The following is an 18,397-nucleotide window of genomic DNA, read 5'->3' as shown; positions in this document are numbered from 1 at the left end:
CCCCCACGACCCTTTTGCTGCTACGCCACGGTGAGACGGCATTGACACCGGAGAAGCGGTTGTCTGGCAGCGGCGGCTCCGATCCGGTGTTGTCGGAGGCCGGGCGGCGGCAGGCCGAGGCCGCCGGGAGGATGCTCGTGGCACGCGGCGCGGTGCAGGCGGTGGTGTCCTCACCGCTGCGCCGAGCCCAGCAGACGGCCGAGACAGCGGCACGACGGCTGGGCCTGGAAGTCCGAGTCGACGAAGGGCTCACCGAGGCGGATTTCGGTGCCTGGGAGGGACTTACGTTCGCCGAGGTGCGCGAGCGCTACCCGGCCGAGATGGCAGCGTGGCTCGCCTCTCCGGCGGCGGTGCCGGGCGGAACCGGGGAGAAATTCACCGCGGTTGCGCGCCGGGCCGCGCGCTCACGGGACCGGCTCCTGGCGCGGTACGAGGGGCAGACGGTGTTGGTCGTCTCGCATGTCGGGGTGCTGCGGACGCTGGTTCGGCTGGCGCTGGGCGCGCCGCCCGCGTCGCTGTTCCGGATGGAGCTGTCGGCGGCCTCGCTGTCGGCCGTGGCCTATGGCGGGGATGGGAATGCGTCGGTGCAATTGCTGAACGACACCTCGCACCTGGCGGACCACCACTGACCTCGGCAGCCAATGGGGCGCTGCCCGGCACGGCACCCTCGTCGGTCAGCGTCGAATCGTCTTGGTGCGCATGAGGAATTCAGCGAGGTAGCCGTCGTGCGGCAGTCCGTGCTCCATCCACGGTGTCGGATGGTCACCGACGTAGACGTTGGCGATGGTCGGCTCGGCCACCAATTCGTCGATCAGGTCCGCGTCGGTGGTGACGGCAGTGAGGACGAGGGTGTCGCGCAGCGGCCGGATTCCGGCGTCGCGGTCCCACGGTGCAATCCACGCACAGGGGAAGCCCAGCTCCATCCCGAGCTGTTCGGCGAACGGGCTGTCGAGCTGGTGCACCGCCGGCCGGAGCACCGCGGAACCATCGCCGAGATCGTCGGCGATACCGTCACCGCCGAGCCACGCCTTGGTGCCCGCTGCCCGCTGCCGCAGATACTTGTCCCACCGACGGGCGGGACCGACGGGCATCACGGGCAGGACTGCGCGTTCGTCCGTCGCGGGCAGGCTGGGCAGCGCGGCGAGGCGCTCGGCGATCGCCGCGGCCACGGGGGCGGGGTCGCCCTCGACCAGTACGCCGGTGGCGTTGACGCAACCGACGCCCCCACCACTGCTGATCGACTCCACGATGGTGTCGACGATCGGCTCCCACTCGGTTTCGGCGGTGATGAGTATCTTGGAGCGCCCGGGGCCCTGCGGCAGAATGCGTGGATCGCCCGCATATTTGCCCACGACATCCGCACCGCCGTACACCATTCCGAAGTCGGCGTGCCGGAGGATGTCGTCGGCCACGTTGTGGTCGGTGGGCAGCAACACGATTCCCTCGTCGCCGAAACCGGCCTCGCGCAGGGCAGTGACCAGCCGATGTGGGGTGAACGGCTCACGACGGGAGGGACGCACGGCAACGCGATAGCCGAGCGCGAGGGCATCGAACCAACCCTGGTGCACCGCAGGGTGATTGCCCGCCGCATGGACGGCGAATACCTCACCGCGCCGGGTCCACACTGCCGCACCGCCCCGGGCCCGCGGATCGCGCCACGAGCCGACCGCACCGGCCGGCCGCGCGTTCTCCACGCTGTGGTGGATCCGCTCGGCGGCCCGCGCAATATCGTCGGTGGCATTGCGCACCACCGTGATCGGTATCCCGGTGACCGCGCTGACGGTGTGCTGATATTCCTGCGCCGTCACTCCCGCGACCGTCTGCGTGGCGAAAGCCCGGCCCGCCTGTGCGAGCGCCGCGAGCCGTGTGTCGACGGGTAGCGCCGGCGCTCGGCGCAGGGCCTTCATCGCGCGGGTGATGTAGAGCGAGGGTGCGAGACTCAGTGTCGCGACCGGGTTTCCGGCAAGATCTCGAATGGTCTCCTGGCGCCGGGACCGATAGGGGCCGCCGGGGCCGAGAACGTCCAGGGACAACATCAGTACACGCCCTCGACCACGGCCTTATCGCCGAAGGACGCCACAGGTGCGACGTCTGCGACCGAATCACCGAAGCCGCTGTCCACCGGTGCGATCCGGGTCGCGTAGTCCCGCTCGATGTTGTTGACCAGCAAGGCACTTCGGCTCATGTGATGCACAACTATCTGCCCGCGCTCGCCGTACGGAACAACCCTGCCGGTGTCGGGGTCGATCACCCGGAACGTGGTGTACGGAGCGAAGGAGTCGAACACGCATGGCTCGTCGTCATTGAGGCCGGGTCGCTCCACCGATGTCCCCAGCATCATCGTGCCGCCGTACCCGCCGACCAACTTGGCGCTTCCGAACACCTCGTCGCGCAGCAGATCTCGGGTGTCAGCGTCCAGATGTGTACCGCCCCAGATGATCGCGCGGACCTTCCGGTTCACCAACTCGACCAGATCGTCGTGCTGGGCGAGGCGCTCCAGCATCGGCGGGGTGGCGAAGAGGACGCCCACATCCTGGCTGGCCAGAATGTAGCCGACCTGTTCGATGAGATGATCGGTGTAGGCGCTGGCCATGTCCGTCCGGCCCTGCGCGATCAGCTTCTTCACCCATCGCGGGTCCAGATCGATGCTGAAGTTCAGCCCACCCCGAGCCATTGCGGCGTCGACCGCCATTGCTCCGACATTGTGCGGCCCGGTGGGAACCGCACTGAGCCAGTCGACATTTCGAGGTACGCCGTGAGAATCCAGTCGCTCACTGAACCATTCGACGCTGCGCCGATGCCACTCCGCGGAGTACATCACTCGCTTGGGCTGCCCTGTGGTACCGCCGCTTTCGTAGACGGACGCCCCGTGCTCGTCACCGTAGCCACGGGGAATCAGCTCACGGACGCCGACATCGCGCAGCTCGTCCACCACATTGGGAAACAAGCCGAGATCGTCGAAATCCCGTACATCGGTCAGCGGATCAAAGCCGAGGGTCTCGGCCCGTTTCAGCCAGAACGATGACCCGGTCTCCGGACTGAAGTGCCACCGCATCATCTCCCGAACGAACTCTCCGCCAGTGTGCTCGACCATGGATTTTCCTCTCGAAAGAATTGAACAAATGCCCGGCGACCGCTATATCGATGACGAAAATAATTCGCAACACAAGGATTCAGTCTTCACCAAGTCCTCGTCGACTCCGTTGCTTCCACGAGTTAACACAATCGTGCAGGGCCTATTGCCCCTGAAGGGCAGGCATCGGTGGTTCGCTGCAGGGCCGTCGGCTGCGCCGACGCCGTCGTCCCGGCACGTGCCACCGCCTTCCCGTCCTGGTCATCCTGCTCGACGATCTCGCGCGTCTGGTCGCGAAACAGGCCCGCACGATCGATCGGCTCGAGGCCCGGATCGGTGATCTCGAGTTGCAGAACGCGGAGTTCAAGCGGCACCTCGCGCATGACCGCGACGCGGGCCGCACTCACTTCACCGCCGACACGATCGCCACCCTGGAGGAAGCGTTCGACCAAGCGATCCGCTGCGGACACTCCGCGAACCCCGACCCGCCACCGGGCGGAAGGGAAACCTTCGCCCGCCGCCTGGTGGACCGGCTCACCCGGCGCCGCGACGATGCCCTGAATTTCCTTTCTTTCCTACCCGGCCTCGGTCGAACCACTGAGGCAGCGGGCGGTGGAGAGGCCGGCCGTGTCGGTCCAGGATTTCTTGTCGAGCACGAGGTCTCGGATGATCTCTCCGGCGGCAGGTGCTTGGCACAGTCCCTGACCGGAGAATCCAGCCGCGTAGAGGAACGGGCGGGAGCGATCGCGGCCGATGAAAGCCATCCCGTCCGGACTGACATCGAGGTCTCCGCTCCACCCGTTCGCGAGGCCGTTGCCGGCGAGGGCCGGGAAGGTCGCGCCGAGGTGGTGTGACACCCGTTGTAGCCAGGTCTGTCGGGTTTCATCCGGAGCGGGGCGGCCCATCCCGACGAGGATGCGGTCTCCCCAGCTTCGAATCCGCAGGCTGGACGGGTGCATGGTCATCGGCAGAGCGTCGCGCGGGGCACTACCGGGGGTGTCGGTCAGGAGCATTTCGACGGGGTATGTGGTCACCGGAAGGCGCACGTCGGCCATGGCGGCGACCGTTCCCGCCCCGGGGCCTGCCGCGCAGACGATGGTGTCGGCGCGGATGCTGCCCGCAGGCGTGTGGACCCGCCCATCTGGGTCGATGCCGGTGACGGGTGTTTCCGTGCGCAGGATGGCGCCGGCCTGCTGGGCGGCTGTGGCATAGCCGCGCACGATCGCGGCGGGATCGCAGGCGTAGGCCTCGGGCGACCAGGCTGCCGCCAGGATGGTTCGCTCGTCGACCAGCGGGTTGAGCCGCGCTGCTTCAGCAGCGGTCACGAGTTCGACATCCACTCCAGCTGCCTGCTGGGCAGCTTGAGTGTGTCGGAAGTCCTGCACCTGGTGTTCGTCGGTGAACAGCACGAGTAAGCCGATACGCTTCAAGCCGAGGTCGATTCCGGTCCGTTCGGTGAAGGCGTGGTAAGCCGCCAAACTCCGGACGGCAAGGCTGCTGATGAGAGCGTTGCCGGGAAAGTAGGTACGCACAACGCCCGCAGTGGTCCCGGACGATCCCGATCCGAGCGCGCCACGCTCCAGCAGGACGGTACTGACGCCTGCCTCGGCGAGCTGGCACGCTATTGAGTTGCCGATGACGCCCCCGCCGATGACGACGGCGTCCGTGCGTTCGGGGAGTTGGCTCACGACTGGCGGACCGATTCATTGAGGCGCAGTTGGCGCAGGTGATCTCCGGCCTCCCACGGGAACAAGTGCAGATTCCAACCGCCCAAGCAGTTGACGTAGAGGGCCAGCTGGCTCACCACACTCAGGAAATCGTCGCGATCGAGCTGGTCGAGGCAGGTCAGGAAGCGCTGGGTGAAACTCCAAAGCTGCTCCAGGCCGCAGTAGCCCAGAAACTCGGCCGGAATACCGACCAGCAGGCGCGCCATGTGACGCAATGAATCCATCGGCATGCCCTGGACCGTGGCCCGGACCAGACCACCGTAGGTGGCATACCCCAGCGGGCGGGTCTCACCGTTGACGAACAACAGAGTGGGCAACACCGTCTCAAAACTCCCTGCCCCGGAAGGGATCACCCCCGCGTGGAGATCGGTGAGCTCCTGTGGTCCGGACAGCCAAGCCCGATCGGTCGCGGTGTACACGTCGTGGATGAGACGGCTCGCGTCGGGATCTGCGGCAGTTAACTGCGGAATACGGTGGCCGCCTTCGGTTCCCGCCTTGCGGACCTCCGCCAGGATCGGCTTCTTCGTCGAATAGACCGAATCCCAGATCGCCTGCCCGGCCTCCAGTAGCGCGGGTATATCCTCCTGCCGGATCTGGCCCACCGGGGATGCCGGCATCGGTTCGGTCAACGTGCCGTACTTGATGCCTAAATGCTGTAGCGCGGAGCAGAATACGGTCCCATCGGGTGCCTCGCGTCGATCTGCGATCCGAGTCGACGCGGACAGATGCAGCAGCGACGGTATCGGTGCCGCGTGATATAGATGCTGTCCCGCCACCAGCGCGTGTCCCTGCAGACTCTGGTAGGGCAACGCCTCCCACAGCGCGTCGGCAAGTTCAGTGTTGCGACCGTCGAGTTCCGCGGTCACGGTGATACCCAGGTCGGGCCAGGCGATCTCGAGATGCCGACCGGAAAACGTTTCAGTCAAGATTTTCCCCTTCGTTCAGTTGACCTGTAGGGAAACTCCCTGCGATCGAGCCTCAACGTACCGGCGATCAAGGACGGCCCCACCCCTAATCACACCCCTATCGTGGCGGTCGTCCTACCCCAGCGCGCCGCCCGCGACCGGCTCTGGCCAGGCTTGATGGCCCGCACGGCGCAGTGAGCGTTTTCAGAGTGGCCACTGATCGGGTGACGGCGCAGGTGCCCGCAACGCACGAGGCTCCCGTGCCGTTGAGGGAGGTGTTCGACGTCTCAACCCGTCGGCGCAGGAGCCTCGTTGGTTCCCTGTCCCGCCGCACTCGACCTGCCGCACGCCCTGGTCGAGTGGGTCACCATGCTCATCGCCACCCGCGAGGGTGACCGCCGCTGCAAGCTCCCTCCGCACCAGCGTGCGCTGGTGGCCCTGGTGTACCTGCGCAAGCACGACACCCTCGCACTGACAGCCGGTGGTTTCGGTATCTCCGTGGGCACTGCTCACGCCTACACCAGCACCGTCATTGGCCTGCTTGCCGAACAGGCCCGGGCCTGCTGAAAGTCCTGCGCGCGAGCGATCCGGACTGCTCGACGGCACCCTGGCGGAGTGCGACCGCGTCGGCGACAGCACAGCCGACTACTCCGCCAAGCACGGCCGCCACGGCGTGAACGTGCAGGTCGTCACCGGCCCGGCCGGGAAGGAGCGACCGCCCGGCGGAGAGCTGTCTGCGACCCAGCGCACCGTCAACCGAGCCCTGGCCGGGGCGCGGGCACCTGTCGAACGCGGCATAGCACGGCTCAAGACCTGGAGCATCTTCCGCAGATCCCGCAGCAGCCCGAATCGAATGACGCCAATCGCCAAGGCCGTCCTCACCCTGGAGCAGAACCGCTGAAAAAGCTCAGTGGTCCGCCGAGCCCACCAGGTAAAGCTCCGCCGGCAGGCCGAAGCGACTGCTCACTCGGAGTTTTCGGTAGACCTTGGTGAGATGCTGCTCCACCGTGCTCACGGTGATGAAGAGCGTTCGGCTTATCTCGCGGTTGCTCCGCCCCTGCGCCGCCAGTGCCGCGACCTTGCGCTCGGCCTCGCTGAGCACGGTGAAGCCAGGGGTGTTCTTCTGAGTTTTCGGAGCATCGTCCTGTTTCTCCGGGTCACCGGTTATCTGCAGCCGCCAGTAGAGCGGTTCGGCACCACATAGCTTAGCCATCTGCTTCGCTTGATGTGCGCTGAGCCTGAATTCGGCGAACCGGCCGTATTCCAGTTCGACGTCACTCACATCAGCGAGCGCTATGGCCAACTCAAGCTGATCCCCGGATTTGAAGAGAACCGTCACCGCGTCCCTCAGCATGGAAGCTCGGTCTGGAAGGTCCAACGTGGCGGCCATGATGCGCAGGGAGCAACCGTGCACGCGCTTGTCCTCGATGTTCGCCAGCAACAACTGCTCCTCGAGGGCCGCTCTGGCGCTGAGCGGGTCCTGGAGAAGCAACCACGCCTCGGCCAGGTCACTCCGCCATGGGATGAAATTGGGACAGTCGAGGTGAGAATTCACGAGAAGGGTGCCGCATTCTTGAAGATCCGCCAGCGCAGCGTACGGCCGGTTGATTGCGATGTAAAAACGACCGCGAGCGTGCAAGAAATGCAACCAGAATGCATTCTGATGAGCCTCAGGAAGTGCCTCTTTTATGATCACCTCCGCTTCGCTTGTTTTCCCCATGGCCGTGGTGGCGTAGACGAGACAGGACAGCGGCAGACCGACAGCCGCACCCCAGTTGTGTGGAGGCATCACGGTCAAGGCTCGGCGAGTATGCCGCTCGGCATCAACCAGGTCACCCCTGCGTAGCGCCACCATCCCCTCGACAGCCGCAAGTAGGGCCACCCAGGCCACGGCCCGATGTGCTTCTGCCTCCGGCCTGAGCATTGCGCACCAGCGCTGGGCGTCGTCCAGTCTGTTGTCGTAGGCCAGTGTGAGCAGAGCAGACAGCACGGCGACCGGTAAGGCGTCGGCAAGTCTGCAGCTCTGCAGGACCTGTTCGGCGCTCTTTACGAGGTCGCTCCACGACTCGCCCTCGACCGCCTCCTCCCCGGCACAATCCGCCCACGCTATTCCCTCGGCACGGCCTTTCCCCTTGAGAGGCGACACCCAGCGAAGCCACTGACGTACGAGCTTCAACTCGGCAGTGCCGATCAGATCGAACTCGTACTGTTGCGTGTCCATACGCTCAAGCACCATCGCCGCCTCTTCTGCCTCGCCTTGCCAGGCGAGGGAGCTACTGAGCATCACAATGCCGCGGTCGCCCAGACTCCCGTCTTCGAGTGCCGAGCGCAGCGGCACCAGTAACGAGGTCACCGCTGACGGTTTGACCAGCCACAGGACCCGTGCCAGGGCCCCTAAGACCTCGGCCCGCTCCTGGGCATCACTACAGGCTCCACGGGCAACCTCGAGGAACTCGGCCGCGCGGCTCGGATCCCCCTCCCTCATGGCCTGCCGGGCCGCGTCACGGAGGACGCCCACGGACCACTTCTGCGGGGTACCTCCGGCGGCGACAAGGCGTTCGGCAACCTTCGACGGCACCGCGCCGTCATGGTGAAGCAGCAGGGCGGTGCGCTCGTACAGCGCGGCGAGTGTGTCCCCATCGAGCCCGCTCAACGCAGCTGCTTGGACAGCGGAATGACAGAACCACCCGGAACGAAGCAGTCCTGTGTCGGTGAGAGCGCTCAACGTCTCTACCACTGTCCGGCGTTCACTCCCCAGCAGCCGCACCAGTACGGCAGCGGATGCCGGTCCACCGAGAGCGGCCAAGCCACGAGCCACTTCAAGCAGTTGAGGGTCCCAGCGGTGCAGGCAGGCCTCAATAGCGACCTGGAAGTGAGCCCCTACGGAAACCCCATCCTCCGCGGGAACCCACTCGACGTCTTCGGAATCAGGCTCGGCGCACCCGGGGAAATGATCTTGGCACAGCGCTTGCAGGAGCAGTGGGTTACCTCCTGTCGCTGCCAGGAAAGAAGGGGCAAGTCGCTCCGCACGCGCCTCGCCAAGGCGTTGCTGCCGCAGCCAATCGGTCACGCCACCAAGAGAGAGCGGGCCCAAATTCAAGTAATAAAAGTATGGCTGCTTGATGCACTCGAACAAGACCCCTGGGCGCTTGGAGTTGGATATCCGCCACTCGGCGAATACAGCGATGACAGGTCTCGATGCAAGTCGACGCAGCATCAGGAGGAGCGCCTGCAGGCTAGCGGAATCCGCATACTGCATATCATCCAAGGCCAGCACCAAAGGGCGGCCGTCGGCAGCTTCAAGGAGAATGTCCGTTAACTCATCCATCGCGCAAGTACTCAACAGAGAATCCCGGCATTCTACCTCTTGTGAAGCCAGGGTGAACTCAAGACGCTCTTTTTCCTCGGCGCCCAACTCAAAAGAACGGAATATCTGCCTCAGCACACCCAAACCGTGGGTTTGCTCAGAACGGGCTCCGGATGCGCTCAGTACCAGTGCGCCAACAGCCTTGGCGTATCCAGAGAAGCCCGTCAGGAGTGTCGTTTTCCCAACGCCGCCCGGGCCCGCGATCAGGGCAACCTTTCGACCGGTCAGCATGCACTCGTCCAGCATCCGCTTCAGGATTTGCAGCTCAGTATGCCGTTCAACCAAGATCACTGAATATCCCCCTCCGCCACAGAGCCACCTAGTCAACTTTGCCTGGGCTTTAAGAACCAGGACTGATCTTTAACGTATCCCCACCCCCCAGTGATCAGTCAAGATCCCTCTGCCTGGCTTGCCCATCAAGAAAAAAGGCCAAACAACACCCTATTAGGGGCGCCTCGTGCGTATGGGGCGACCCAGGCGATGTCCAGGTCACGGCGACGGTTGGCTGCCCATCCCCCACCATCGAAGAGCGAGTCGAAGCGCGGCTCGGCCAGCACCTCCTCGGCAACCGATAGTGCGGCCCGGGCCGCCCGGAGGGGCAGCGGCACGGCAGGTACTCCTGCCACCGTGCACAGCGCTTCGGAGAAGTCCTGGACCAGAAACGCGAGACCGTCACCCGCCTCACTCATGAGAGGGCCAATCGCCCCTCACACATCGGGTGCGGCCGGCGACCGGTAGGCCGGAGCCGACGGCCACAACTCAAGTGGGACAGCAAGCAATTGCCGCAACGGGACCGCCGAGGGGGCGCCGCCCGTGGCGTCGTACAGGTACGGCCTCCCGCGGTGGTCGGCAATGAGCAGTTCGACCATCGGACTTCTCACCTCGGAGTCAGCCAGGAGGCGGATGCGGTCTTTGTCGTGGCGACGAGGACTACGTGGGCGCCTGCGATGGTCAACGCGATGCCGTGTTCTTCGGCAGACCAAAGCGGAGTCGCTCCCATGGAGACAGTGCGCAGGACTGTTGCTGCCCAGCAGGCGAGCTGTCGCGGCGCCACACGGACCAGGATCCCGTGGGACCGGGGGGCACCATGATGATCCCGAACGGACCGTCGGTCAGCGTCGGCCGGTGGAGACCGCACTCGGAAAACAGAGCATCGAGCAGCAGTGCCTCGCCGGTGGCCTGGGCCTCGACCGCAGTGGGGATCAGGGTGTCTTCGCGGCACTCTTCGCTGGCCAGCCGGTAGGGCTCGCCCGTGGCCCACCGGCGTAGAACTGCCGGGAAGGTGTGCTGCGGTTCCTCTTCTCCGTGGAAGATGTCCCGATCAATACGTCGAGCTCGGGGTTCGGTAATCATCATTGCCTCCCTGCGTCGGTGGTGCTGTCACTTGCTACAGGTGTGGGAATACCGGTGCGTGTGACAGCCGTGGCAAAAGACTTTTGGGAGATGTCACGGGGCGGTCGGTTCCGCGTACGGGTGGCTGCTGCAGGACTTGCCGGTACGCCTAAGCGGTCTTGGTGAAGTTGCGTCAACTTCGGGCATCGCCATGGCAGGGGCTTGGCAGGGCGAATCTGGTGGGGGATGCCGCCGACGCGCTCAGGTGAAGCTTAGTGATCGGGCCGCCTCTGGAGCGGCCGAGGGCCTCGCCTGCGTCAGCCGGCGGCCTGCGGGCCGCCGGAATGCACCAGACGGATGCCGCAGAAGTCCTTGGGCATATCCGGCCCCGTGGAATCCGGCCGGTAGCCGCGATTCAGATTTTGGAAATGCGCGACCGCATCCGAGTACACCGTGAAGAGCATTCCGGCCAGCCAGCGGCGGAACAGCCGAGGCAGACGGGGGCGGCCACCATCCGTGATAAGGATCACGCGGGTTCGGGTGATGAGCTTGCCGAGGCTCGCGCCGACGACGCGGGTCAGGAGGACCTGGTTGACGAAAGAGAACCCGAAGCCCACGCCGAGCGCGGTGAATACGCCCTGCCGAGGGTCGCCGGCGAGGAGAAACCCGAGGTATCCGCCGGCCATGGACAGCACGCCGTCGATCACGTTCGCACACGTGCGACGCAACCCGCCCACGGCTTCGGACAGGCTTGCGGCCGGTGCCTGGGCCGGGGTTGGCTGGTACTGCTAGGGGGCAGGCGGCTGCTGATACATCGGCTGGTACCCGTACTGTCCCTGGGACTGCGGAGCCTGCTGATACGGCTGCTGGCTGTACTGCGGGTACTGCGGGGACTGCTGCTGTGGCAAGTCTTGGGCTGACATAGGTAAGGATCCTTCCACGCCCTCGATTCGGGACGTCAGCCAGTCGTCTGGGTTCGCTAACAACCAGGCTGCCCCCTGAAGCGGAAGGCCCGTGGTGTCACTCGAACCACGTTGAAGGGCCGAATGGTTCCTCCGTGCCGTCGTCGTCCACGATCACGATCTCGCTTTCGATCAGCGTTCTCCCTCCGACGTTCGAATTGCTGGGCAGAGGCGTGTAGTGGCGAGGTCGGGCTTCACGCGTGGATGCAGCTCAGCGGGCTTGAGCGAGTCGCTTGTGGTGGGTGTCAGTTCAGCGGCTCGCCGCGTCATCGCTCGGTCTACGGCGGTGCGCAAGGCGTTGGTAGTGGTGTAGGCACGGACTGGCATGTCCTCGTACTTCACCGAGCGCCAGACACGCTCGATGCGGTTCAACTCAGGGGATCTGGGAGGGAGGTAGAACAGGTGGACTCCGATGGCCGCGAGTTCGTCACGTCGCCCTTTGAGGACCTTGGCGTGGTGGATCTGGGCGTTGTCCATGACGATCGTGCACGGTCTGGATCGCTGCCAGGTGGGCGGTGGGGCGTGGAGACGGCTGACGCCGCCGGACAGGCCGGCGATCTGTGTGCAGACGAAGTCCAGGACCATCGCCGCGGCTTTGGCCCTCAGCCGTACAGCCGTAGGCCCTCCAGCCGCTCCCACGCGGCGGCCTGGAGGGCCGGGTCGGCCTTGTGACGAAGGCTGTCGCGGGTGCGTTTCCAGCGGAAACCATCCCGGTGCAGCAGCACCGACAGCCACGACGAATCGATGTCCACCTCGCGCTCGCGACGCAGCCATTCGGCCAGTGCAGGTAACGTCCACGTCCGTCCCTCGGCGGCGGCCTCGTCCAGCATCGCCTCCAGCGCGTCAAAATTCCTGGCGCCTCCAACGCGGCGGACGGCCCGGACGCGGCACATCCGCTAACGCGGCGAAGCCCCCGTCCGTGAACCGGTGCAGTGCCTTGCGCACCGTGACCTCGTGCTTCTCGACGATCGATGCCATCTCGGGCACCGTGTAGCCCCGCGCCGACAAGCGCACACACTCCAGCCACATCCGCTCATTCGCCGACAGATCCCGCTCCCCAAGCCGCCGCCGAAGCTCGACGCTCTGCTCCGGTGACAGCCCCACCCGAAGCAGCATCGCCATGGCAACCCCCCTCCTGCCACGTCAGATACCCGAAATGCATCGCAGTTCACCAAGACCGCTGAGCCGTCTGACCCGCACACCAGACCGCGGGCCTGTCATGGGTGAGGAATTACGTGAAGCCAAAGGCGCAACCTTTGGGGAATTGCGTGACCGTCGACAAAGGCACGGTCCAGGCACCCCCATCGCGAACCACTGAGGTCTTGCTGGCGGGTCAGACTGCGGAGGCCAGGGCGTCGTACTCGTCGTCGGTGAGGGTGATGCGGGCGGCCTGGGTGTTTTCCTCCAGGTGGGCGGTCTGGGAGGTGCCGGGGATGGGGAGCATGACCGGGGAGCGGTGCAGCAGCCAGGCGAGGGCGAGCTGGGAGGGGCTGGCACCATGCTGTTTGGCGGCAACGTCGAGCGGGCCGCCGGAGCGGGCGAGCTCGCCGGTGGCCATGGGGAACCATGGGATGAAGGCAATGTTCTCGCGCTCGGCGTACTCAAGGACGTCTTCGGCGCTGCGGTTGGCGAGGTTGTAGAGGTTCTGTACGGAGGCGATGTCCGCAAACGTGCGGGCCTCCTTGAGCTGTTGGATGGTCACTTCGGAGACACCGATGTGGCGGATCTTGCCTTCCTGCTGGAGCAGGACGAGCTCGCCCAGCTGGTCGGCGAGCGGCACCTTCTCATCGATGCGGTGCAGCTGGTAGAGGTCGATGCGCTCGACGCCGAGGTGGCGCAGGCTCAGCTCGGTCTGCTGGCGCAGGTACTCGGGTCGGCCTACGGGGCGCCAGTCATCAGGCCCGGAACGGGTCACCCCGCCCTTGGTGGCGATGACCAGGTCGTCGGAGTAGGGATGCAGAGCCTCGCGGATGAGCCGCTCGCTGACGAACGGGCCGTAGGAGTCGGCCGTGTCGATGAAGTTGATGCCCAGCTCGACGGCGTGGCGCAGCACCCGTACCGCTTCGGCCGGGTCCTTGGGCTCGCCCCATATGCCGGGGCCGGTGAGTTGCATGGCGCCGTAGCCGAGACGGTTTACGGTCAGGTCTCCGCCGAGAGCAAAGGTGCCGGAGGCGTCTGCGAGGCGGGAAGTGTTCCGGTGGCTCATATGACCCATCTCTTTCACTTGGGAACTGTGTAGTGACTGCACGCCGACACCACGGGACAGTCAGGCTGGGAATCCCGAAGTCCGCCTGCTGCGCTACTCCGTGCCCTGCTACGTGGTTCTGCGTCGCCGGGCGGGGGCGCGGGAGGCATGGGTGAACGTGCGGCTGGTGGTAGGCCGAATGCCGTGATGCCGTTTGGTTTGACGGCTCAGATCTGGATGAGCCCGGCCGTCCGGCTCGTAGTTGGGCTTCTGGTTGAACGCCTTAACGTACAGCGGAGTGACGAGGAAGCGGTGGATAATGGTGTCAAAGGCGCCGACAAAGTGCGGCGCACGCAGAGTATCCGTCTGGTACCCGAAGTGGCGCCGTGCCTCCTCCACAGCGGCGTTCGTGAAGGAGATCAGGGCGACACCGCGCCGATTCTCCTCAGCAGTCCGCTTCAGGAAGCGGGCGACCATTGCCCGGGTTTTACCGGCGCCCGGGCAGGCCGCCGCGAACAAGCTGTCCTGCGCCTTGCGCAGCTCCAGGATGACGGTGGCGATGAAGAGCAAGTTGGCGTAGCCCAGACCCGACTCGGTCAGATCGGTCGGCGGGATGCCCGCCTCGGCCATCTTGATCCGCAGACTGCGGGCCAACCGGTGCAGCTCGTACTCGGCGAACGCGACCTCTACCGTCTGGCCGCGCACAGACTCGGTTAACTGGCCCAAGTGTCCTTGAATCTCGGTGGTGGTCGACGTCAGAACACCGTGTCCTTTGACCTCTCTGAGAGAAGCGTTGGCGGCCCGGCGGAAGTCTTCTTGTTCATCCTCTGTGGTGAGGTAGCGGATAATCCGCAGCAGCCGGTTGCCGTCTGACGAGTCCAGCTCCCGCTGCGCGTCCCGCAGTGGCGTCAGGTAGACATGTGCGATCTGATCACGCTTCTCGGGCTCTGAGTCCGGCCCCTCCACGGGCCCGGCCGTCACGCTCGGCCGCATCTGCTGCCGTGCAGCGTCACGCCTGTACATCGTGGTGTAGGTAGCGCGCTGATTCCCGACGTCGAGCGAAGCGATGTAATGCGCGCGCTGCACCTGCGTCAAGCCGTCGTAGGTCACTTTGAACTGCGGCTCTTGTGTCTCACGGCCGTGTATCAGATCGGCCTCATCAAACCAGCGCGTGGAACGGCGGTTCAGGGGCGTGGTAGCCGGCCGCAGGGCCTCGATGACATCGGACTTACCCGAGTTGTTCTCCCCCACCAGCAGCGTGATGTCGGGTTGGAATTCAACGTCCACGTCGTAGCGGGACCGGAAGTTCGTGATACCGAGTTGCCGCAAGTGCATGCCGGCTGCTGGCGTTTGCTGACTCACTAATGCGCCCCCGCAATTCGCGACTGCCGCGTCCCCCCAACAGCAGCCACCTGCACTATGTGTCACATACGACAGCCCTTTATACACCTTGTCATGTGATCCACAAGGTGTACGGGCAAACCGACTAGTAACACAGAGTGCCTACCGTCACGTTGAGTCGCCCGCACGGACGGAGGTGCGACTGATCGCTTCACGCCACTGAGCCAGGTCGAGCGGCTCAGGTTGGTCGCAGCGACTGCGAGGTGCTACGGGTGCACGGGGCTGCTCAGTAGGTGCTTCTCCGCCCACGGGCAGATGCATAGGCGCTTCACCATGTGCGGTCCCGGCGCCGCCATGACGCTCGCCGCGGTGCTCGGCCTGCTCGGCGCGGCCATGGTGCTGAGCGCCGCCCCATCCAGGGCGTGGCGCCCTGCGCACTCGCGCACCAGCGGTTCTTCGGCCCGCTGCACCAGGCGGACTGCGGCTGCTGTTCCTCGCCGTCGCCGGCGTCGGCGTCGCCCTGGGCGCGATGAACGTGTGGGCCGTCGCCATGGCCGACCGCCACGGCATGGCCCTGCTGTCCGGGCTGTTCCCCGCCGCCCTGTCCACCGGCAGCCTCCTGGGCGGCGTCCTGTACGGCAGACGCCGCCGGCCCGGCAGCCTGACCCATCAATTCCTCTCCGCAGCAACGTTGTTCGCCGTCACCTGGCTGCCGCTCACCGCGAACCCCGGCCCTCTTGCGGCGACCTCGCTCACCGCACTGCCGGGCCTCTTCCTCACCGCGCTGATCACCAGTGCCTTCCTGACGGTGGACGCCCCCGCGCCCGCCGGCACCCTCACCGTGGCGTACGCCTGGCTGATCGCCGCGGTCGGCACCGGTCAAGCCGCGGCAACCGCCCTCGCGGGAGTGCTCGCCGCGCACCCGTCCACAGCCGCCGCGCTCCCCACGGCCGGCGCCGTCGCCTGCTTGATGGTGCTGAGCTGCGCCCGCCGCCGTATCGCCGTTCCGGGCACTGTCCGACCGCACGGACGCCACCGTCGCAGCCCGGCCCATGCCGCGCGCCACTGACCGGAGCGTCCCGGCCTCGCGACGACGCGCCCCCCTTCCGCCTCTTCCTTTCGGATGCCGTCATGTCTCACCTCACCCTCGTTCACCGGCCCACCAGCGGCATCACCGCATCCGGCGACCTGACCGGCGTGGCCCTCCCTCTGCTCGCCGATCGGGCTGTGCCGCTGCTGAGCGGTCACGGCTATCAGGTCTCCATCGATGCGGGCTTGGGGAACGATCTTGGCGTGGGTGGTGTTGTGGCGCCGCCCACGGCGGTGCAGCGTGGCGCACCCCGTAACCGGAGTCAGCCCTTGAGGTGGGTGATCGTCGGAATGAGGTCTCCATCTCGGGCGATGCCGGTGGCCCAGAGGTCGGCGCTGTGGGGGACGGTGGTGAAGCTGCGTACGACGAGATCTGGGGCGGTGGATTTCTCCCACTGGCTGTGCTGGGCGTTCCAGCGCAGGGCGACGGGGGCCGCGCCCTTGCCGCCCAGGGTCCACAGGTCGCCGTCGCCCGTTTCGCCGACGGCGCGCAGGCGGCCGTCGGCCACGTCCGGTGTCGTGGCCGTGGACCAGGCACTGCCGTCCCAGTGCACGGCGAGCGGCCGCTCCGTGCCGCCGGTGGTGGTGCTGCCGCCCACCGCCCAGATGTCGTTCGCGGAGAGGGCGGTGACGGCGCCGAGCCAGTTGTGCGTGGTGCCAGGGCCGGGGGCGGTCATGCGTTGCCAGTTCTTGCCGTCGAAGTGCAGCAGCAGCGCGGACTGCTTCGCGTTCTCGTCGGCGGCGTAGGCGGCTCCCACGGCCCAGATGTCGTTGGGCGCGACCGCCGTGATGCCGCTGAGTTCACCCTTGCCGACATCGGGCAGGGACTGCCGGTGCCAGGCCTTGCCGTCCCAGGACTGGATGGCCGGGACGCCGTCCTTGATCGATCGGCCCATGGCCCGGCCCACGGTCCAGGCCTTCCCATCGGACGTCGTGGTGACGGCGTCGGGGACGACGTGGCCGGCGGGGTCGTTGTCCAGTGGGTAGGCCGTCCACTTGGTGCCGTCCCAGTGGGCCGATGCGCTGCCCACCGCCCAGATGTCGCCGGCCGAGCGGACGGCGAGCGCCTGCGGAAAGCTGTTGTCGGGGAGGGTGGACTCCTGGGTCCAGGTCTTACCGTCCCAGCGAAGGGCGATCGCCTTGAGCGAGGTGGCGCTGTTGAGCCGGTAGCCCACGGCCCAGGCCTGTGTATGGCTCAGCGCGGCGACGGCGGTCAGATCGCCCTTCCCGACGGGCACGGGGGTTGCCTGCCATTGCTCCGATTGCCGGGTGGAGTCGAGGGAGGGCGCGGGGTGGGTGGCTGCGGTGGGGGTGGCCGGCGTGGTCGGGTCACCGCTCTGGCCGGCCAGGGCCAGGCTTCCGGTCACCAGGGTGATGGCGAGGGCCGCCAGGAGGGGTAGCCGGGCCGATCGCCGCGGGGAGGAGGAGATGCGCGAGGGCATAGGGATTCCTTGTCTGGTGGCTACGGTGGGTGGGGGGAGTGGGTGGTGGGGGACGGACAGAGCCGGTTTGACGGGGCGGATGAGGAATGTGCCGGAGGGCGAGCCGGCTCACGTCGGCGGCCCGTTGGGCCACCTCGTCGGATATGCCGTGGGGCTGCTTAGACCGTGCGTGGGGCTGCCTGGACCGTGGTGGTGATGACGAAGTCGAAGGTGCCCGCGTAGCGGTCGTTCTCCGGGCCGGTGAGGCGGATCGTGCAGGCGCGGTTGAGGAGCCGGTCGGCGGCGTTGAGGGCGGTGAAGTCCCTGCCGTATGCCTGGGTGTCGTCGGGGAAGTACAGCTGGGTGATGAGCACGGGGCCGCCGGACGCCTGGACCTGGGTGTGGATGTGCGGGGCTCGCTGGCCCCAACGGCCCCAGTAATCCCGGGGGATGATGGTGCGGAGTCGGTAGGCGCCCCGGCTGTCGGTGTACTGGTGGCCCCGCAGGGAGAAGCCCGAGGTGTCGTAATCGCCGTTCTGATCGCACTGCCAGAACTCGATGAGCGTTTCGGGCAGTGGCTTGCAGGCCGTGTCGTACACGACGCCGCTGAGGTCGAGCCGTACGCCGCGGATCGCCGGCGTGATCAGATCGCTGCGCGCGGGGGAGCGGGGCTTGAACAGTGGGCCCTCGATGGATGCCGGTGTTTCCTGACCCGAGCAGGCGGGGGTGACAGCGAGCGGACGTGTGCCACGCCGGGCCGCCGGGTCCGACGCATCCGTATCGGCTGCGTGCGCAGGAGGGCTGCCGGCGGAGGCGGCCACGCTCGCGCCGAGCGCCACCGACGTCACCCCGGCGGAGGTCGACCTGAGGAAGGAACGGCGTGAGGTGTGAGGATCGGAAAGGGCATCGCCCGGGGCCGCTTCGTCGGCGTATCGCATCGCATTTCCTTTGCGGGAGGTGGGTTGGGGAGAAGGAGGGCGAGGGGAGCGCTCTCC

17 protein-coding genes and 2 pseudogenes are annotated in these 18,397 nt (G+C 66.4%); 3 read left to right on the top strand and 16 right to left on the bottom strand.

The features are described from left to right. Positions 1–2 precede the first annotated feature (2 nt). A pseudogene (locus AB0D04_RS05820) lies at positions 3–629 on the top strand (histidine phosphatase family protein); the annotation flags it as partial. A 45-nt stretch (positions 630–674) separates the two neighbouring features. On the opposite strand, the gene AB0D04_RS05815 reads toward AB0D04_RS05820, so the two are convergent. From AB0D04_RS05815 to AB0D04_RS05795, 5 genes are all read right to left on the bottom strand, one after another. Further along, a complete protein-coding gene (locus tag AB0D04_RS05815; protein ID WP_362699770.1) occupies positions 675–2,036 on the bottom strand; it encodes an aldehyde dehydrogenase family protein in 1,362 nt (453 codons plus the stop codon). Further along, positions 2,036–3,094 (bottom strand): AMP-binding protein, encoded by a 1,059-nt coding sequence (locus AB0D04_RS05810; protein WP_362699768.1) that lies wholly within the window; start codon positions 3,092–3,094, stop codon positions 2,036–2,038. Before AB0D04_RS05810 ends, AB0D04_RS05815 begins: the two co-directional genes overlap by 1 nt. 122 nt (positions 3,095–3,216) lie before the next feature. Further along, positions 3,217–3,543, bottom strand: a complete 327-nt coding sequence (locus tag AB0D04_RS05805) for a hypothetical protein (protein WP_362699766.1) — start codon at positions 3,541–3,543, stop codon at positions 3,217–3,219. 105 nt (positions 3,544–3,648) lie between these two features. Further along, on the bottom strand, positions 3,649–4,761 hold the full coding sequence (locus AB0D04_RS05800; RefSeq protein WP_362699764.1) for an FAD-dependent oxidoreductase: 1,113 nt from the start codon (positions 4,759–4,761) through the stop codon (positions 3,649–3,651). Next, a complete protein-coding gene (locus AB0D04_RS05795; protein WP_362699762.1) occupies positions 4,758–5,726 on the bottom strand; it encodes a hypothetical protein in 969 nt (322 codons plus the stop codon). Before AB0D04_RS05795 ends, AB0D04_RS05800 begins: the two co-directional genes overlap by 4 nt. Positions 5,727–6,017: 291 nt before the next feature. On the opposite strand from AB0D04_RS05795, the pseudogene AB0D04_RS05790 reads away from it, so the two are divergent. Beyond that, a pseudogene (locus AB0D04_RS05790) lies at positions 6,018–6,606 on the top strand (transposase family protein). A 6-nt stretch (positions 6,607–6,612) separates the two neighbouring features. On the opposite strand, the gene AB0D04_RS05785 reads toward AB0D04_RS05790, so the two are convergent. The 9 genes from AB0D04_RS05785 to AB0D04_RS05745 form a co-directional block, all read right to left on the bottom strand. Beyond that, a complete protein-coding gene (locus AB0D04_RS05785) occupies positions 6,613–9,363 on the bottom strand; it encodes a LuxR family transcriptional regulator (protein WP_362699760.1) in 2,751 nt (916 codons plus the stop codon). 660 nt (positions 9,364–10,023) lie between these two features. Then, positions 10,024–10,428, bottom strand: coding sequence for a hypothetical protein (locus AB0D04_RS05780; RefSeq protein ID WP_362699758.1), 405 nt, complete (start codon positions 10,426–10,428; stop codon positions 10,024–10,026). Between the two features lie 293 nt (positions 10,429–10,721). Beyond that, a complete protein-coding gene (locus AB0D04_RS05775) occupies positions 10,722–11,141 on the bottom strand; it encodes an RDD family protein (protein WP_362699756.1) in 420 nt (139 codons plus the stop codon). 51 nt (positions 11,142–11,192) lie between these two features. Beyond that, the gene (locus AB0D04_RS05770; protein WP_362699754.1) at positions 11,193–11,327 is read right to left on the bottom strand and encodes a hypothetical protein; all 135 of its coding nucleotides are present in this window, start codon (positions 11,325–11,327) and stop codon (positions 11,193–11,195) included. 171 nt (positions 11,328–11,498) lie between these two features. After that, positions 11,499–11,951, bottom strand: coding sequence for a transposase (locus AB0D04_RS05765; RefSeq protein WP_362699752.1), 453 nt, complete (start codon positions 11,949–11,951; stop codon positions 11,499–11,501). 17 nt (positions 11,952–11,968) lie between these two features. After that, positions 11,969–12,196, bottom strand: a complete 228-nt coding sequence (locus AB0D04_RS05760; RefSeq protein ID WP_362699750.1) for a winged helix-turn-helix domain-containing protein — start codon at positions 12,194–12,196, stop codon at positions 11,969–11,971. 13 nt (positions 12,197–12,209) lie between these two features. After that, positions 12,210–12,488: a helix-turn-helix domain-containing protein gene (locus tag AB0D04_RS05755; RefSeq protein WP_362699748.1), complete on the bottom strand. Its 279-nt coding sequence runs from the start codon at positions 12,486–12,488 to the stop codon at positions 12,210–12,212. A 211-nt stretch (positions 12,489–12,699) separates the two neighbouring features. Beyond that, on the bottom strand, positions 12,700–13,572 hold the full coding sequence (locus tag AB0D04_RS05750) for an aldo/keto reductase (RefSeq protein WP_362699746.1): 873 nt from the start codon (positions 13,570–13,572) through the stop codon (positions 12,700–12,702). 108 nt (positions 13,573–13,680) lie between these two features. Then, complete coding sequence (locus AB0D04_RS05745; protein ID WP_362699744.1) at positions 13,681–14,886, bottom strand: AAA family ATPase; 1,206 nt, start codon at positions 14,884–14,886, stop codon at positions 13,681–13,683. A 535-nt stretch (positions 14,887–15,421) separates the two neighbouring features. Here AB0D04_RS05745 and AB0D04_RS05740 point away from each other — a divergent pair. Next, positions 15,422–15,961: a hypothetical protein gene (locus AB0D04_RS05740; protein ID WP_362699742.1), complete on the top strand. Its 540-nt coding sequence runs from the start codon at positions 15,422–15,424 to the stop codon at positions 15,959–15,961. A gap of 283 nt (positions 15,962–16,244) precedes the next feature. Here AB0D04_RS05740 and AB0D04_RS05735 read toward each other — a convergent pair whose 3' ends face one another. After that, entirely contained in the window at positions 16,245–17,423 is a 1,179-nt protein-coding gene (locus AB0D04_RS05735; protein ID WP_362699740.1) for a hypothetical protein, read from the bottom strand. Between the two features lie 158 nt (positions 17,424–17,581). Next, positions 17,582–18,340, bottom strand: a complete 759-nt coding sequence (locus AB0D04_RS05730; protein ID WP_362699738.1) for a dioxygenase — start codon at positions 18,338–18,340, stop codon at positions 17,582–17,584. Positions 18,341–18,397: the final 57 nt, after the last annotated feature.

Source organism: Streptomyces sp. NPDC048483 (assembly GCF_040651455.1).
Classification (GTDB): domain Bacteria; phylum Actinomycetota; class Actinomycetes; order Streptomycetales; family Streptomycetaceae; genus Streptomyces.
This window is presented reverse-complemented; position numbering and strand designations above follow the sequence as displayed.

Coding starts and splice junctions, on each gene's coding strand:
- AB0D04_RS05815 (WP_362699770.1), bottom strand. CDS start 2,036: ATGTTGTCCCTGGACGTTCTCGGCCCCGGCGGCCCCTATCGGTCCCGG.
- AB0D04_RS05780 (WP_362699758.1), bottom strand. CDS start 10,428: ATGATGATTACCGAACCCCGAGCTCGACGTATTGATCGGGACATCTTC.
- AB0D04_RS05770 (WP_362699754.1), bottom strand. CDS start 11,327: ATGTCAGCCCAAGACTTGCCACAGCAGCAGTCCCCGCAGTACCCGCAG.
- AB0D04_RS05735 (WP_362699740.1), bottom strand. CDS start 17,423: ATGCCCTCGCGCATCTCCTCCTCCCCGCGGCGATCGGCCCGGCTACCC.
- AB0D04_RS05745 (WP_362699744.1), bottom strand. CDS start 14,886: ATGCACTTGCGGCAACTCGGTATCACGAACTTCCGGTCCCGCTACGAC.
- AB0D04_RS05760 (WP_362699750.1), bottom strand. CDS start 12,196: ATGCTGGACGAGGCCGCCGCCGAGGGACGGACGTGGACGTTACCTGCA.
- AB0D04_RS05755 (WP_362699748.1), bottom strand. CDS start 12,488: ATGGCGATGCTGCTTCGGGTGGGGCTGTCACCGGAGCAGAGCGTCGAG.
- AB0D04_RS05765 (WP_362699752.1), bottom strand. CDS start 11,951: ATGGTCCTGGACTTCGTCTGCACACAGATCGCCGGCCTGTCCGGCGGC.
- AB0D04_RS05740 (WP_362699742.1), top strand. CDS start 15,422: ATGAACGTGTGGGCCGTCGCCATGGCCGACCGCCACGGCATGGCCCTG.
- AB0D04_RS05810 (WP_362699768.1), bottom strand. CDS start 3,094: ATGGTCGAGCACACTGGCGGAGAGTTCGTTCGGGAGATGATGCGGTGG.
- AB0D04_RS05730 (WP_362699738.1), bottom strand. CDS start 18,340: ATGCGATACGCCGACGAAGCGGCCCCGGGCGATGCCCTTTCCGATCCT.
- AB0D04_RS05750 (WP_362699746.1), bottom strand. CDS start 13,572: ATGAGCCACCGGAACACTTCCCGCCTCGCAGACGCCTCCGGCACCTTT.